Genomic DNA, 14,123 nt, shown 5'->3' with positions numbered 1-14,123 from the left:
CTCCTCCACGCCTCGCGCGGGAGGTACCCCCGGGCGCGCTGTGCACACAGCGCGCGCCGGAGCCTGGGGTGCGCGTTCATGACGAGTACGCGCTGTTCTCGTGGACGTAGTCGGCGGTGAGGTCGTTGGCCCAGATGACCGCGGACTCGGTGCCGGCGGCGAGGTCGGCGGTGATCCGCACCTCCCGGTAGCGCATGTCGACCAGGTCGCGGTCCTCGCCCACCGAGCCGTTCTTGCAGACCCAGATGTCGTTGATGGCGACGTTCAGCTGGTCGGGTTCGAAGGCGGCGGAGGTGGTGCCGATGGCGGAGAGCACCCGGCCCCAGTTGGGGTCCTCGCCGTGCAGGGCGCACTTGAGGAGGTTGTTGCGGGCGATCGAGCGGCCGACCTCCACCGCGTCGTCCTCGCTGGCCGCGCCGACGACCTCGATCCGGATGTCCTTGCTGGCGCCCTCGGCGTCCCCGATCAGCTGCCGGGCGAGGTCGGCGCAGACGGTGCGCACCGCCTCGGCGAAGTCGCCGGTGTCCGGCACGGTGCCGGAGGCGCCGGAGGCGAGCAGCAGCACGGTGTCGTTGGTCGACATGCAGCCGTCGGAGTCGACCCGGTCGAAGGTGGTGCGGGTGGCGGCACGCAGCGCCCGGTCCAGCTCGGCCGCCGGCAGATCGGCGTCGGTGGTGAGCACCACGAGCATGGTGGCCAAGCCCGGGGCGAGCATGCCGGCGCCCTTGGCCATCCCGCCCACGGTCCAGTTGTCCTGGCTGACCTGCGCGGTCTTGTGCACGCTGTCGGTGGTCTTGATGGCGATGGCGGCCTTCTCGCCGCCGTGCGGGGTGAGTTGGGCGACCGCGGTGTCGACGCCGGGCAGCAGCTTGTCCATCGGCAGCGTGACGCCGATCAGGCCGGTCGAGCACACGGCGATCCTGCCGGCGTCGTGTCCGCCGGTCTCGTCGTACCCCGCGGTGTTCAGCGACGCGGCGACCTTCTCCGCGGTGGCGTGGGTGTCCTGGAAGCCCTGCGGGCCCGTACAGGCGTTGGCGCCACCGGAGTTGAGGACGACGGCGGACAGCTCTCCGCCCTTCAGCACCTGTTCCGTCCAGAGCACCGGCGCCGCCTTGACGCGGTTGGACGTGAAGACACCGGCGGCGGCGCTCCGCGGCCCCTGGTTCACCACGAGGGCCAGGTCCGGGCCGCCGCTCTCCTTGATCCCGGCCGCGATGCCCGCCGCCGTGAATCCCTGTGCTGCCGTGACGCTCACTGCGTGTCCTCCGTCGTTGTTCCGGCCCCGCCGGTCCTGCTCTGCCGTCCCTGCCGCCGCTTTCGCTCCACGGAGGTCACGGGGCGACCCCGACCTTCGGCAGGCCCGTCTCCTCGGGCAGCCCCAGGGCGAGGTTCATGCTCTGCACCGCGCCGCCCGCGGTTCCCTTGGTGAGGTTGTCGAGGGCGCTGATCGCGATGATCCGGCCGGCCGCCGCGTCGAGGGCCACCTGGATCTGCACGGTGTTGGAGCCGTACACGGAGGCGGTCGACGGCCACTGGCCCTCGGGCAGCAGCCGCACGAACGGCTCGTCGGCCAGCGCCTTCTCGTACGCGGCCCGCACGGCGGCGGCGTCCACGCCGGGCTTCGCCTTCGCCGAGCAGGTCGCGAGGATGCCGCGCGACATGGGGGCGAGGGTCGGCGTGAAGGAGACCCCGACGCGCTCGCCGGCCACCGCGCTGAGGTTCTGGATCATCTCGGGGGTGTGCCGGTGCCCGCCGCCGACGCCGTACGGGCTCATCGAACCCATGACCTCGGAGCCCAGCAGATGCGGCTTGAGCGCCTTGCCGGCGCCGGAGGTGCCGGTGGCCGCCACGATGACGGCCTCGGGCTCGGCGAGCCGGTCCGCGTAGGCGGGGAACAGCGCGAGCGAGACGGCGGTCGGGTAGCAGCCCGGGACCGCGATGCGCCGCGTCCCCTGGAGCGCGGCGCGGCCCCCGGGCAGCTCGGGAAGCCCGTACGGCCAGGTGCCCGCGTGGGCCGTGCCGTAGAACGCCTCCCAGTCCGCGGCGTCGCCGAGCCGGAAGTCGGCCCCGCAGTCGACGACCAGCACCTCGGGCCCGAGCTCCTCGGCGACCGCGGCGGACTGGCCGTGCGGCAGCGCGAGAAACACGACCTCGTGGCCAGCCAGCACCTCGGCCGTGGTCGGCGCCAGCTCCCGGTCGGCCAGCGGAAGCAGCTGCGGCTGCAGCGCCCCCAGTCGCTGCCCCGCGTTGGAGTGCCCGGTCACCGCGCCGATCTCCACCTCCGGATGCCCCAGAAGCAGACGCAGCACCTCACCCCCCGCGTACCCGCTCGCCCCGGCCACTGCCGCTCGCACCGTCATGCACCCTCCTTCTTCATGGCATGACTATACGGATAGCGACAGGATTATGCAATGAAGGGGGCTCCTGCCTGCGGTTCCCCGGTACCGCCGGTCCGGGGACGGCGGCACGGCCGGTATGCCTGGCCGCCCGGGGCGGCGGGGCGGAGGGTGGAGGTACTTCGACGCGCAGGGACCGCTGCCCTGGTAGGCGCGTCAGCGCACACGGCGCAGGAAATCGCGAGCGCCGCGCAGCGTGGTACGTACCGAGCGCTGGGTCCGCGTGCTGTCCAAGCGGACGTCCAGTGCCCCCGGGAAGCGGCTGTCGGCGCGACGGCCGGCGGTCAGCGCGGAGACGTCCAGGCCGTCGCGTGCGGCGATCAGGACACCCAGCTCATGACGGCTGACCTCATCCGGTCCCGCGAGGTGGCACACGCCCGTGTGCGCGGAGTCGGCCAGCTCGAGAAGGGCCCCGGCGAGATCGGCGACATGCACAGGGCACCGGATGTCATCGGTGAACAGCGCGCCCTGTCGCTCCCCGGTGGCCAGCTCGTGGACGAGCTTCTCGTGCGCGGAGCCGCCGTCGCCGATGATCAGCGAGGTACGAGCGATGACGGCGGCCGGGCAGAAAAGCCGGATCGCCGTTTCCGCCGCGGCCTTCGCAGCTCCGTACGGGGTGAGGGGATCCGGCGTGGCGGACTCCTCGTAGCGGATGTCGGCGCCGGAGAACACCGCGTCACTGGAGACCTGCACCAGCCGGGCCCCGTGCTGCGCGGCGGCCATCGCCAGGCGGATCGCGCCGTCGGCCGTGGTCGCCCAGTCCGCCCGGCGAGCGGCCGCGTTGACGACTACGTCCGGCCGGACCTCCCTGAGTGCCGGTGCGATCTCCTCGCTGCGGCGCAGGTCCATGGGCAGCCAGCGGATACGGGGGACGTCACCGGCACGGGTCGCGTAGGTCGCCGTCACGGCGTGCCCGAGTGCCCGTGCCTGCCGGGCCAACTCGCGTCCCAGAAAGCCGCTGTCGCCGACGATCAGGATGTTCATGAACCGTCAGATTAGAGTTCCTTGCGGCGATCAGGACATGTCGTGCCGCGATCAGGAGACGGAAAGGCGGCCGGTCGACAAGGCCGTCAGCGTTTCCTGGGCGGCTCGTTCGCCGGAGCGTACGGCGCCCTCCATGAGGCCGTGCATGTGGGTGGCGGACTCCGTGCTGGCCCAGTGGATGCGGCCGACCGGGGCGCGCAGGGCGGGGCCGTAGGTGGTCAGGGTGCCGGGCGGGAAGTGGCCGATCATGCCGCCCAGGGACCACTGCTCGGCGGACCAGTCGGTCTCCAGGTAGTGGGCGGGGTGGCGGGCCCGGGGGCCGAAGCGTTCGGCGAGCGCGTCCAGCCAGATCTCCCGCCGCTCGGCAGGGTCCAGCCGTCCCATGCGCAGGGCTCCGGTGCTGAAGGCGTAGCTGCTGAGCACGCCCGGCCGGCCCGACGGCGGCGTCTGGTCGATGGTGAGCGGGACGGGCGAGCGGGGCGCGAGGGTCTGCCCCGAGAGGTCCTGCTCGCGCCAGAACGGCTCGGGGTACACCGTGTGCACCCGGATGATCGCCCCCGGCACCACGCGCCGGAGCAGATGACCGCACGCGGCGGGAAGCGGCGGGTCGAAGACGATCCGCCCGGCCAGCACCGGCGGCGCCGCCACGATGACCCGCCGGGCCCGCACGGTGAGCCGGTCGGAGACGACCGTCACGCCGGTGCCGTCGTCGCTGATCCGCTCGACGGGGCTGGACAGGCGGACCCGGTCCCCCAGTTGCCCGGCCATGCGCCGGGCAAGTTCGGGGGCGCCGCCGTCCACGAGATGGGTCTCGGTCCTGCGGGAGTCGGTGTAGTAGCCGAAGCCGCCGCCGCCCCGGGCCAGGGTGAGGGCACCCAGCAGGGAGACCTCCGCCGGGTCGGCGCAGAACAGCAGATGCATGGTCGAGCCGAGCAGCGTGCGGGCCTCGGCCGTGGGCACGTTCCGCGGGTCGGCGATCCACTGCCCGAGCGTGCGGGCGTCCCACGAGCGGGCGCTCCGGGCGCGCCACGGGGCATCCGCCGGGAGGCGCCGCGCCATCAGGTTCAGGCGCGCCAGCGCCAGGCCGAGGGCCATGAGGGTGCGGGGTCCGGCGGCGGGGATGCCCCCGCGGTAGCGGCGGTGGACGCCGTCCAGGGACAGCAGGTGATCGCCCCGCTCGTACTGCGGGTACACCCGCAGACCCAGTTCCCGGCAGAGCTGGAACATCCGCTCCTGGCCCTTGCCCAGCCAGGTGCCGCCGGCGGACACCACGGTCCCGTCGGGCAGCTCGCGGTTCCAGACCCGGCCGCCCACCCGGTCCCTGGCCTCGACCACCACCACCTCGCGGCCGGCCCGGTCCAGTCGTCTCGCGGCGGCGAGCCCGGCGAAACCGGCACCCACCACGCACACGTCCGCCCGCACCTGATCCATGGCCCACCTCCACGGCTCAGCGTCACCCGCCGGGCCCGCCGCCGCCCGGCGGGTGAGCCATAGGGGCGGGAGGGGGAGGCGATGGGCGAGGGAGAGACGTGGCTTCCGGTGGGGCCGCGAGGCGCGTCAGGAGGTCAGGACGGTGTGCGCGGGGTGCAGAAGGTCAGGACGGTGTCCGCGGGGTCAGGCGTCCCCCTTGGCGTCCTTGCCCTTCTCCTTCTCCTTGTTCTTCTCCTTGATGCGCACGGTCTCCTTGCGCACCTCGGCCTGGGTGGCGCGTTCCTTCTCCAGCCACTCGGGCAGTTCCTGCTTCAGCGCCTCGATCTGCTCGGTGGTGAGGGCCTCGGTCACGCCGCCACGGGCCAGGCCCGAGATGGAGACGCCGAGCTTCGCCGCGACCACCGGGCGGGGGTGCGGGCCGTTGCGCCGCAGCTCGACCAGCCACTCCGGCGGATCGGCCTGCAGCGCGTTCAGCTCGCTGCGCGAGACGACGCCCTCCTGGAACTCGGCGGGTGTGGCCTCGAGGTACACACCCAGCTTCTTCGCCGCGGTCGCGGGCTTCATGGTCTGGGCGGTCTGGTGCGACGTCATGGTGTCAAGGGTAGCGAGCGTGTGCGATACCTCCGACCACGACCGGTAACCTGGCGGCGTGACAGGCTCCGATACCCCCGCTTCGTTCCGGCTCGCGTACGTACCGGGCGTGACACCGGCGAAGTGGGTGCGTATCTGGCAGGAGCGGCAGCCCGGCATCCCGCTGACCCTGGTCGCGGTGACCGCCGACGAGGCCTCCGGCGCGCTGCGGGACGGCGCCGCCGACGCGGGATTCGTGCGGCTGCCGGTCGACCGGACGGTCTTCAGCGCGATCCCGCTCTACACCGAGACGACCGTGGTCGTGGTCCCGAAGGACCACCTCGTGGCGGCGGTCGACGAGGTGTCCGCCGAGGACCTGGCCGACGACATCGTGCTGCATCCGCTCGACGACACCCTCCCGTGGGAGACCCTCCCGGGACGGCCGGCGATCGAGCGTCCCGCCACGACCGCGGACGCCATCGAGCTGGTGGCGGCCGGGGTGGGCGTGCTCGTCGTCCCGCAGTCCCTCGCGCGGCTGCACCACCGCCGCGACCTCACCTACCGGCCGGTCACGGACGCCCCGCAGTCGCAGGTCGCGCTGTCCTGGCCGGAGGACGCGACCACCGACCTGGTGGAGGACTTCATCGGGATCGTGCGCGGGCGGACCGTCAACAGCACCCGCGGCCGCGCCAGCACCCCGGCGGCGGAGCCGAAGCGGGCGCCGGCCGCTGCGGCGCGGCGCAAGCCCGGGACCGGCAAACCGGCCGCCGGAACGGGCGGCAAGAACCCCCGGGGCGGTGCCGGCGGCCCCAAGGGCGGCGGCAAGCGCGGAAAGCCCCGCCGCCGGTCGTGACCCGGCGGTGATCCCGGCCCCGGGGCCGGGACGACGCCCGACGTGCCCACAAATTCAGGCGTGCTGCGGAACCTCGTTCTTCATCGCGGCCTTGATCTGTTCCCGCAGCTCGGCACTGTCCGCGTGGCCGTGGACGGATACCGCGTGCTCGGTGGCGGCGCGGAGCACCTCGTCCTCCTCGCCGGAGATGACGAGGGTGCAATTCATCTCGCTGGGCTGATCCCGGCAGTCGATCTTCTTGCGCATGGTGCGCCTCCTCCGCGTCCAGGGGCATTCCGGTCTCGGGTGGGGCCTTGTCCCAGTATCGGCCGGTGCCGCCGCCCCGCCGCATACGGCGAATCCCGTATGGCGCGCGGGGGCGTGTGCGCGGTGCGGTGGGAGGCGACGGCAAGACCGCACCAGGAGGTGAGCACGCATGGCGACCTCTGCCGATGTCACACCGGGCGGTGGGCTCGACGAGGAACAAGTGCAGCAGTTCCTGGAGAGGGTGATCTCGGACAGCGCCGCCGCGGTCGCCGGCCTGTGCACCTCGCTCGGCGACCGGCTCGGGCTGTACGCGGCGATGGCCGGTGCCGGACCGATCGGCTCCGCACAGCTCGCCGAGCGCACCGGGCTGGCCGAACGCTATGTGCGCGAATGGCTGGCCGCCCAGGTGGCCGGCGAATACGTCCGCTACACCCCCGGCACCGACACCTACCTGCTGCCCGATGAGCACGCCGCCGTGCTGGCGGACCGGGAGGCTCCCACCTACGCGGCCGGTTTCTTCACCCTGCTCCAGGCCCTCTACGCCACGGAGGACACCCTCGCGGCGGCCTTTCGCACCGGCGAGGGCATCGGCTGGGGAGACCACGGGACGCAGCTGTTCGCCGGCACCGCGACGTTCTTCCGCCCCGGCTACGCGGCCGCGCTGGTCCCGGAGTGGCTGACCGCGCTGGACGGCGTGGTGGAGAAGCTGGAGCGCGGCGCGCGCGTGGCGGACATCGGGTGCGGCTACGGCTACTCCACGGCGCTGATGGCGCAGGCCTTCCCCCGGTCGCGGTTCCGGGGCTTCGACTTCCACCGCCCCTCCGTCGAGGCGGCCCGCGGCATCGCGGCCGAGCGGGGGCTGGACGACCGGGTCAGCTTCGAGGTCGCCACCGCCCAGGACTTCCCCGGCGAGGACTTCGACCTGATCACGTTCTTCGACTGCCTGCACGACACCGGCGATCCGGGCGGCGCGCTGCACCACGCCGAGGAGGCGCTGGCCGACGACGGGACCTGCATGCTCGTCGAGCCGAACGTCTCGGCACACGTCGAGGAGAACGTCCACCCCATCGGCCGGGCGATGACCGCCGCCTCGGTCACCGTCTGCCTGCCGTCCGCGCTGGCCCAGCACGGGCCGCGGGCACTGGGAAACCACGCGGGTGAGGAGGCGATGCGGGAGATCGCCGACGACGCCGGCCTGCACCACTGGCGACTCGCCGCACAGACCCCCGTCAACCGCGTCTATGCCGTCAGGCGCTGAGGCGTCTGACGCACCCGGCCGGTCTTCCCCCGGCCGGTCGGGTGGCCCCGCCGCCGCCCCGCGGGCACCGCCCGCCGGGCGGCCCTCGTTTGACTGCCCTCCGGCACCTCGGCACGCTGGAGTCATGAGCGCGGCCGCGGAGGCCGGCCTGCGGCGCATTCTCGCCGTCGTGGACCTTCTGACGGATGCCGTCGACGAGGAGTCCCTCGTTCCGGCCCTGCTGCCGCTGCTGCTCGCCGCCGTACCGGGCGACAGCGTCGTCTGGTCCCCCCGTGCCGGCAGCGCCGACCGCCCGCTCACCCTGCCCGCCGGGCTGCTGACCGACGACGTCCGGGAGGCGTTCGCCCGCGAGGCGGCCGCCGATGTCCTCGTCGCCCACACCGCGCGGGGCACCGGCACCCCGATGCGCCGCTCCACCCTCCAGACCCGCGACGAGTTCCACGCCCTCGCCGCCTACGCCGACGTCTACCGGCCGTGCGGCAGCGAGCACCAGCTGGCGATGTCGTTCCCCGCGGGCCTGGCCGACGGGGTGCCGCGGAAGGTGTGTGTGGCCTTCAGCCGCGGCGGCGGCAGCGACTTCACCGACGACGATGTGGCGGCCGCCGCCGTGCTGCGCACCCGGCTCGGCCACCTGCTCGGGCGGCTCGCCCCGCCGGTGCCCGCGCCGTGCCCGGTCACCCGCCGCGAGTCCGCCGTCCTCGCCCTGCTGGCCCGGGGCCTGACGAACCAGCAGATCGCCCACCGGCTGGCGATCAGCCCGCGCACCGTCGACAAGCACCTGGAACACGCCTACGCCAAGCTCCGGGTGGGCGGCCGCGTCGAGGCGGCGAACGCCTGGCTGACCCGCGGCCCGGCGGCCGCCCACCGGTGAGGGGCGCCGGGCGGCCGCACCGATGAATTCCGCGGCCCGCCGGCGTCTACCCGTCGTACAGCGAACCGGGGCGCTCCGGCGCCGTCCGACGGAAGGACCCTCATGACGACCGACAGTGACCGGACGAGCGAACGGGCGGGCGCACGGACGACGCTCGCGGAGCGGACGACGGACGAGGAGCGGATCCGGGCGGTGCTGGCGGACCGGGCGGCGGCGACCGCGGCGCGAGACGCCCGACGGTTCCTGTCCCACACCACCCCGGACCTCGTGGAATTCAGCCTGGCGCCGCCGCTGCAGTACCGGGGCCCGCAGGCGCGGGACCCGCGGGCCATCGAGGCCTGGTACGCGACCTGGCAGGGGCCGGTCGAGGTGACGCAGACCCAGCTGGAGATCACGGTCGGCGGGGATGTCGCCTTCTGCCACAGCATCAACCGGATGCGCGGGACCAAGTCCGACGGCCACGAGGTGGAGCTGTGGAGCAGGGCCACCGTCGGCCTCCGCCGGATCGACGGCGTCTGGAGGATCACGCACTCCCATGACTCGGTGCCGTTCCTGATGGACGGCTCGGGGCGGGCGGCGCTCGACCTGACACCGTAGCGGGGCGGGCGCGGCGCCCTCGGCGCCGGTCAGCGGTGCAGCAGATGGCGCCGGTAGGTGACCATGTTGCGGCGGACGCGGGTGACCTCGACGGTCAGCTGGCGGTCCGGCCCGATCGGGAAGTGCGCCGTGCAGCGCACCGCGTCGTACGGCACCGGCCGCAGGTCGCCGTAACAGTGCACCGTGTCGGATCCGCCGCGGAACGGCAGGGTGAGCTGGCCGCTGAGGGCCCGGGCGATCTCGGAGCGGAGCACGGTGTGGGTGCCGTCGTCGACCTCGCTGGTGGCCTCGCGGTCGCAGAGCCGGATCGCGGCGAAGGCCAGCGCGCCCGCCGTGACCAGGGCCGTGAGCAGTCCGATGAGCACGCGGGGCCGGGGCGGGCCGGTGCGCACCGCCGTCAGCTCCGGGTGCCGCGGGTGCCCCGGCGGCGGGCGAGGGCACCCCAGCAGGCCGCGGCCATCAGCAGCAGGCCGCCGGCCGTCGTGGTCGTCCGGCCGGTGCCGGCCGCGCCGCCGAGGCCGGTGTCGGCGCCGCCGAGGGGGACGGTGCCGTCGGCGCCCCCGGAGACGGTCATGGTGCCGGTGAGGGACCTGTGGCCGTCACCGGATTCCCTGCCGTGCCCGCGTGCGGCGTCCCCGGCGTCGCCCTCCCCGTCGCCCTGATCGGCGTCGCGGTCCGTGACGCGGTCCGTGGTGTCCTCGGCGCCGTCCCGGCCGGATCGCAGGGCGCTCGGCCGGGCGCCGGCGGTGCCGTCGCAGGTGAGGGTGACCGTGTACGCGCCGGGCGCGGTGCCCTCCGGGAGGATCGCGGTGCCCTCGGTCCGGCCGCTGAGGGCGGAGAGCTGCATCGGCGGGATGTCCGCGTCGCCGAAGGACGCGGTGGCCGATTCGCCCCGGCAGCTGCCGCCGTCGTGGACGGAGAAGGCGGTGCCCGGTGCCACCGGGTCGGGCGCCACGACCACCGCCCCGGGGGTGTCCCCGGCGGTGGGCGCGGCCTGGTTGACGGCGTCGCTCACCGCCCCGCCGACGGTCTCGGTGGCGGCATCCCCGCCGTCGCCGTCGCCGGTGAGCAGGACGGCCACCAGCAGGGCGGCGGCGCCCAGGGCGTACAGCGATATGTGGCGTATGTGCATAACCCGAGACAAGCGCCCGGTCCCGCGCCGCGCACCTCGATCGGGCGCCGCGCCGGGGGCGAACTCCCCGGAAAGCCGTCAGGGCGCCCAGCGTTTGCGCAGGTCACACGGGTGCGCACGCCCCGGACGGCGGAACGCGCTGGCTGGGCTTTCCGGGTGGTGCGCGCCGGCGCGCGACGCACTCCACGGGGGCGGTTCAGGCCTCCAGTTGGAGGTCCCAGCCGCCGGACCGGCTGGTGAGGGTGGTCACCGACAGCGGCTGCACGTCGATCCGCCAGAACGCGTGCGGGGGCGCCTGGAGCACATAGACCAGGGCGGCGCGGATGACGCCGGGCTCGGCGACCGCGAGCAGCCCGGCGGCGTCGTCGGCCGGCCGGGTGTCGAGCCAGCCGCCGATCCGGGAGATGAACGCCGGCAGCGACTCCCCGCCGTGCGGTGCGGAGCGCGGGTCGGCCAGCCAGGCCTCCACCGCGCGCGGTTCGACGGCGGTCACCTCGCCCAGCGTGCGGCCGCGCCAGCGCCCCATGTCGCAGTCGCGCAGCGCCGGTTGGGCCAGCGGGCGCAGGCCGAGCGCCTCGCCGGTCTCCCGGCAGCGGGCGGACGGCGAGCAGTAGCGCAGTTCGGCGGCGGCGAGCCGGCACAGCACGGGGGCGGCCCGCTCGGCCTCGTACCAGCCGGCGGCGTCGAGCGGTCGGTCGTCGTCGAACCGCGTTTCGAGCAGCGAGGAGCTGCGGCCGGCGGCGAGCAGCTTGAGTCGAACGCTCATTCGGCGATGGTACGAGCCGCGCCGCCCCGGCGGCACCGGTTGATCACAATGCGACAGGCCCCGGGTCGATCAGCCCCAGGGTCATCCATTGCTCCGGCGCCACCAGGGGCCGGAAGCCGATCTTCTCGTACACCCCGTGGGCGTCCTGGGTGGCGAGGGTCAGCCGGTTGAGGCCGCTGGGCGCCATGTGGTCGGCGACGGCCTCGACCAGGGCCGTGCCCAGTCCCTTGCCGCGCTCGTCGCGGCGGATGTAGACGTCGCAGAGCCAGGCGAAGGTGGCATGGTCGGTGACCAGCCGGGCGTAGCCGGCCTGCCGGCCCGAACCGGCCGCGTACAGGCCGAAGTTGAGCGAGCCCGCCACGGCGCGGTCGTGCAGCTCCCGGGGGCGGCCGACGGCCCAGTAGGCGTCGGTGGACAGCCAGTGGTGGACCAGTCCGGCGTCCAGGCGGGCCGGGTCGGTGGAGATCTCGTAGCCGTCGAGGGGGTGCGCGCTCATGCCGGGAGAGTGGCAGAGCGGCGGAACGGAGTCGAACCGGCCGACGGGCGCGGGCGGCCGGGCCCTCAGTCCACCGCCACCCCCAGCTCCGTGCACGCCGTGCGGAGCCTGCGCACGCCCTCGGCGATCTCGCCGGTGCCCGACGCCCCCGCGAAGCTCAGCCGCAGGCAGGCGCCGGGCGGCTCGGCGGCGAAATACGGGCGTCCGGCCGCGACCGCGACCCCCGCGCGCAGCGCCGCACCGGTCAGCGCGGCCTCGTCGACGCCCTCGGGCAGCCGCAGCCAGAGGTGGAAGCCGCCCGGCGGGACGTACGGGCCGCCGGGCACGGGGTCGTGGCCCGGCGGCCGGTGTGCGGTGAAGGCGGGCAGCTGCCGGTGCAGTGCGGCGGTCAGGGCGTCGCGGCGGGCGGCCAACTCTCCGGCGATCAGGCGCAGATGGCGCGGCCAGGCGGGCGAGCCGACGAGTTCCAGGGCGGCCTCCTGGAGCGGCCGGGACACGAAGAAGCTGTCGACGACCTGGATGGCGCGCAGCCGGTCGAGGACGGGCCCGCGGGCGGCCAGCGCGCCCACCCGCAGATTGGGCGAACTGGCCTTGGTGAGCGAGCGGACGTGGACGACGCTGCCGTCCCGGTCCTCCGCCATCAGGGTCGGCGGGAGCGCGGGGCCGTCGGCGTGGCCCAGCAGCCGCGCGAAGTCGTCCTCGATCACGAAGGCGCCGGCCGCGCGGACCACCCGCAGCACCTCGCGCCGCCGCTCGGCGGCGAGCACCGCGCCGGTCGGGTTCTGGAACAGCGGCTGGCAGACGAAGAGCCGGGCGCCGCTGGCGCGGAAGGCCTCGGCGAGCAGGTCCGTGCGCACACCGTCCGCGTCGATGGGTACCGGCACCGGCCGCAGCCCCGAGGCGCGGGCGACGGCCAGCACCCCGGGGTAGGTCGGGGACTCCACGAGCACCGGGGCGCCGGGCGCGGCGAGCGCGCGCAGCGCCGCGGTCAGCGCGCTCTGGCCGCCGCCGGTGATCAGCACGTCGTTGGCGCCGAGCGGGCCGCCGGCGCCGGCGATCTCCCGGGCGAACCAGGCCCGCAGCTCCGGTACGCCGCCGACCGGCGGGCGGCTCCAGGCGCCGGGGCGCCGGCCGGCCCGGGCCAGGGCCGCGGCCAGGGCGCGTTCGGGCTGCAGATCGGTGTGCAGATAGCCGCCGTCGAATTCGATGACGCCCGGCGCGGCGGGCGCGAGGGTGGCCAGCACACCGGTGGCGTCGACGCTGCGCGGCACCTGGTCGCCGGCCGGCTCGGCGCTCAGCGCGATCTCCTGCCAGGAGGTGTCGACGGGGCGGGGCGCCTCGGCGCGCGGTGCGGCCCGGAAGGCCCCGGCGCCGGGCCGGGTGACGACCAGGCCCTCCGCGGCGAGCTGGGCGAGCGCCCGGGAGACGGTCACCGGGCTGACCCGATGCTGTTCGACGAGGGCACGGCTGGACGGCAGCTTCTCTCCCGGAGAGTAGCGCTCCAGCTCCCTTCTCAGGCTCGCGGCCAGTTCGGCACCACTGCTACGCTCTTGCATGAAGCACAACGATAGCGCTATCGCCACCCCCGGAATAGCGGTCAGCACCCCGGACCTCACCGTCCCGGGCCTCCCGGAGGCCGCCGCCCGCGGCTCCCACGTCGGCCGCGGCCTGCTGCTCGCCGCCCTCGGCGTCGCCGCCTTCTCGCTCACCTTCCCGGCGACCGCCTGGGGACTGGAGGGCATGGGCCCGTGGACCGTCGTGATGCTGCGCAGCGTGCTGGCCACCGTGCCGGCCGGCGCCGCGCTCCTCGTGATGCGGGTCCGCCCGCCGGAGCGGCGCCACTGGGCGGGCATCGCGGTGGTCGCGGGCGGTGTCGTGCTCGGCTTCCCGCTGCTGACGACCCTGGCCCTGGAGACCTCCACCACCTCGCACGCCGCCGTCGTGGTCGGCCTTCTGCCGCTGACCACCGCCGCCTGCTCGGCCGTACGGACCGGCGCCCGGCCCTCCCGTACGTTCTGGATCGCCTCGCTGGTCGGCGCGGTCATCGTGATCGGCTTCGCGGTGCAGCAGAGCGGCGGGGTGCCCAACCGCAGCGATCTGCTGCTGTTCGCCGCGCTGCTGGTGTGCGCGGCGGGCTACACCGAGGGCGGCCGGCTGGCCCGCCACATGCCGGGCTGGCAGGTGATCGGCTGGGCGCTGGTGCTGGCGCTGCCCGTGACGGTGGCGGGCGCGGCGCTCGCGCTGTCCACTGAGCCGGTGGCGCTGACCGTGCACTCGGTCGCCGGGGTGCTGTGGCTGGCGGTCGGCTCGCAGTTCCTGGGGATAGTCGCCTGGTACCGCGGGATGGCCGAAATCGGCATCTCCCGGGCGAGCCAGCTGCAGCTCGCGCAGCCGCTGCTCACCCTGGTGTGGTCGGTGCTGCTGCTGGGCGAGCGGCTGCCGCCGGCCGCGCCCGTCGCGGCGCTGGCGGTCCTGGTGTGCATCGCCGTCACCCAGCGGTCCCGCGGATGATGGCGGCCCGCG

General features: G+C 74.7%; 16 protein-coding genes. 5 read left to right on the top strand and 11 right to left on the bottom strand.

The annotated features are described in order from the left end of the window. Positions 1-76: 76 nt before the first annotated feature. From argJ to IEY78_RS15085, 5 genes are all read right to left on the bottom strand, one after another. Complete coding sequence (gene argJ, locus IEY78_RS15105) at positions 77-1,255, bottom strand: bifunctional glutamate N-acetyltransferase/amino-acid acetyltransferase ArgJ (RefSeq protein ID WP_189098452.1); 1,179 nt, start codon at positions 1,253-1,255, stop codon at positions 77-79. Positions 1,256-1,331: 76 nt separating this feature from the next. After that, positions 1,332-2,360, bottom strand: coding sequence for an N-acetyl-gamma-glutamyl-phosphate reductase (gene argC / locus IEY78_RS15100; protein ID WP_189098450.1), 1,029 nt, complete (start codon positions 2,358-2,360; stop codon positions 1,332-1,334). 192 nt (positions 2,361-2,552) lie between these two features. Then, positions 2,553-3,380 carry an SDR family oxidoreductase gene (locus tag IEY78_RS15095; protein ID WP_189098448.1) on the bottom strand — a complete coding sequence of 276 codons (828 nt, stop codon included), beginning with the start codon at positions 3,378-3,380 and terminating at the stop codon, positions 2,553-2,555. A 51-nt stretch (positions 3,381-3,431) separates the two neighbouring features. Beyond that, positions 3,432-4,811, bottom strand: coding sequence for a flavin monoamine oxidase family protein (locus IEY78_RS15090; RefSeq protein WP_189098446.1), 1,380 nt, complete (start codon positions 4,809-4,811; stop codon positions 3,432-3,434). A 183-nt stretch (positions 4,812-4,994) separates the two neighbouring features. After that, positions 4,995-5,402, bottom strand: coding sequence for a DUF5997 family protein (locus IEY78_RS15085; RefSeq protein ID WP_189098444.1), 408 nt, complete (start codon positions 5,400-5,402; stop codon positions 4,995-4,997). Positions 5,403-5,460: 58 nt separating this feature from the next. Here IEY78_RS15085 and IEY78_RS15080 point away from each other — a divergent pair, with 58 nt between their 5' ends. Continuing rightward, positions 5,461-6,234: a LysR substrate-binding domain-containing protein gene (locus IEY78_RS15080; RefSeq protein WP_189098442.1), complete on the top strand. Its 774-nt coding sequence runs from the start codon at positions 5,461-5,463 to the stop codon at positions 6,232-6,234. A 54-nt stretch (positions 6,235-6,288) separates the two neighbouring features. Here the strand turns inward: IEY78_RS15080 and IEY78_RS15075 are convergent, their stop codons facing one another. Continuing rightward, positions 6,289-6,480 carry a DUF1059 domain-containing protein gene (locus tag IEY78_RS15075; RefSeq protein WP_189098440.1) on the bottom strand — a complete coding sequence of 64 codons (192 nt, stop codon included), beginning with the start codon at positions 6,478-6,480 and terminating at the stop codon, positions 6,289-6,291. 169 nt (positions 6,481-6,649) lie between these two features. Here IEY78_RS15075 and IEY78_RS15070 point away from each other — a divergent pair, with 169 nt between their 5' ends. From IEY78_RS15070 to IEY78_RS15060, 3 genes are all read left to right on the top strand, one after another. Beyond that, positions 6,650-7,738: a class I SAM-dependent methyltransferase gene (locus IEY78_RS15070; protein ID WP_189098438.1), complete on the top strand. Its 1,089-nt coding sequence runs from the start codon at positions 6,650-6,652 to the stop codon at positions 7,736-7,738. A 124-nt stretch (positions 7,739-7,862) separates the two neighbouring features. Next, positions 7,863-8,609, top strand: coding sequence for a helix-turn-helix transcriptional regulator (locus IEY78_RS15065; protein ID WP_189098436.1), 747 nt, complete (start codon positions 7,863-7,865; stop codon positions 8,607-8,609). Between the two features lie 102 nt (positions 8,610-8,711). Continuing rightward, complete coding sequence (locus IEY78_RS15060; protein ID WP_189098434.1) at positions 8,712-9,206, top strand: YybH family protein; 495 nt, start codon at positions 8,712-8,714, stop codon at positions 9,204-9,206. 29 nt (positions 9,207-9,235) lie between these two features. On the opposite strand, the gene IEY78_RS15055 is transcribed toward IEY78_RS15060, so the two are convergent. The 5 genes from IEY78_RS15055 to IEY78_RS15035 all read right to left on the bottom strand — a co-directional run bounded on the left by IEY78_RS15055 (position 9,236) and on the right by IEY78_RS15035 (position 13,156). Continuing rightward, the gene (locus IEY78_RS15055) at positions 9,236-9,598 is read right to left on the bottom strand and encodes a DUF4333 domain-containing protein (RefSeq protein WP_189098433.1); all 363 of its coding nucleotides are present in this window, start codon (positions 9,596-9,598) and stop codon (positions 9,236-9,238) included. Between the two features lie 5 nt (positions 9,599-9,603). Next, entirely contained in the window at positions 9,604-10,338 is a 735-nt protein-coding gene (locus IEY78_RS15050) for a hypothetical protein (RefSeq protein WP_189098431.1), read from the bottom strand. Positions 10,339-10,534: 196 nt separating this feature from the next. Further along, on the bottom strand, positions 10,535-11,104 hold the full coding sequence (locus IEY78_RS15045) for a histidine phosphatase family protein (RefSeq protein WP_189098429.1): 570 nt from the start codon (positions 11,102-11,104) through the stop codon (positions 10,535-10,537). A 43-nt stretch (positions 11,105-11,147) separates the two neighbouring features. After that, positions 11,148-11,600 carry a GNAT family N-acetyltransferase gene (locus IEY78_RS15040; RefSeq protein WP_189098427.1) on the bottom strand — a complete coding sequence of 151 codons (453 nt, stop codon included), beginning with the start codon at positions 11,598-11,600 and terminating at the stop codon, positions 11,148-11,150. 65 nt (positions 11,601-11,665) lie between these two features. Further along, positions 11,666-13,156 carry an aminotransferase-like domain-containing protein gene (locus IEY78_RS15035; protein ID WP_189098425.1) on the bottom strand — a complete coding sequence of 497 codons (1,491 nt, stop codon included), beginning with the start codon at positions 13,154-13,156 and terminating at the stop codon, positions 11,666-11,668. Here IEY78_RS15035 and IEY78_RS15030 point away from each other — a divergent pair. Next, complete coding sequence (locus tag IEY78_RS15030; RefSeq protein WP_189098423.1) at positions 13,155-14,111, top strand: DMT family transporter; 957 nt, start codon at positions 13,155-13,157, stop codon at positions 14,109-14,111. The two genes, IEY78_RS15035 and IEY78_RS15030, sit on opposite strands and share 2 nt — an antisense overlap. The last annotated feature ends 12 nt before the right edge of the window (positions 14,112-14,123 follow it).

The sequence above is a fragment of the Streptomyces kronopolitis genome (assembly GCF_014646275.1).
In the GTDB taxonomy this organism is placed as follows: domain Bacteria; phylum Actinomycetota; class Actinomycetes; order Streptomycetales; family Streptomycetaceae; genus Streptomyces; species Streptomyces kronopolitis.
This window is presented reverse-complemented; position numbering and strand designations above follow the sequence as displayed.

What these genes read in the sequence shown, in the direction of transcription:
- IEY78_RS15030 (WP_189098423.1), top strand. Translation starts at nt 13,155, where the DNA reads ATGAAGCACAACGATAGCGCTATCGCCACCCCCGGAATAGCGGTCAGC.
- IEY78_RS15040 (WP_189098427.1), bottom strand. Translation starts at nt 11,600, where the DNA reads ATGAGCGCGCACCCCCTCGACGGCTACGAGATCTCCACCGACCCGGCC.
- IEY78_RS15090 (WP_189098446.1), bottom strand. Translation starts at nt 4,811, where the DNA reads ATGGATCAGGTGCGGGCGGACGTGTGCGTGGTGGGTGCCGGTTTCGCC.
- IEY78_RS15095 (WP_189098448.1), bottom strand. Translation starts at nt 3,380, where the DNA reads ATGAACATCCTGATCGTCGGCGACAGCGGCTTTCTGGGACGCGAGTTG.
- IEY78_RS15050 (WP_189098431.1), bottom strand. Translation starts at nt 10,338, where the DNA reads ATGCACATACGCCACATATCGCTGTACGCCCTGGGCGCCGCCGCCCTG.
- argC (WP_189098450.1), bottom strand. Translation starts at nt 2,360, where the DNA reads ATGACGGTGCGAGCGGCAGTGGCCGGGGCGAGCGGGTACGCGGGGGGT.
- IEY78_RS15085 (WP_189098444.1), bottom strand. Translation starts at nt 5,402, where the DNA reads ATGACGTCGCACCAGACCGCCCAGACCATGAAGCCCGCGACCGCGGCG.
- IEY78_RS15070 (WP_189098438.1), top strand. Translation starts at nt 6,650, where the DNA reads ATGGCGACCTCTGCCGATGTCACACCGGGCGGTGGGCTCGACGAGGAA.
- IEY78_RS15060 (WP_189098434.1), top strand. Translation starts at nt 8,712, where the DNA reads ATGACGACCGACAGTGACCGGACGAGCGAACGGGCGGGCGCACGGACG.
- IEY78_RS15045 (WP_189098429.1), bottom strand. Translation starts at nt 11,104, where the DNA reads ATGAGCGTTCGACTCAAGCTGCTCGCCGCCGGCCGCAGCTCCTCGCTG.
- IEY78_RS15075 (WP_189098440.1), bottom strand. Translation starts at nt 6,480, where the DNA reads ATGCGCAAGAAGATCGACTGCCGGGATCAGCCCAGCGAGATGAATTGC.
- IEY78_RS15035 (WP_189098425.1), bottom strand. Translation starts at nt 13,156, where the DNA reads ATGCAAGAGCGTAGCAGTGGTGCCGAACTGGCCGCGAGCCTGAGAAGG.
- IEY78_RS15065 (WP_189098436.1), top strand. Translation starts at nt 7,863, where the DNA reads ATGAGCGCGGCCGCGGAGGCCGGCCTGCGGCGCATTCTCGCCGTCGTG.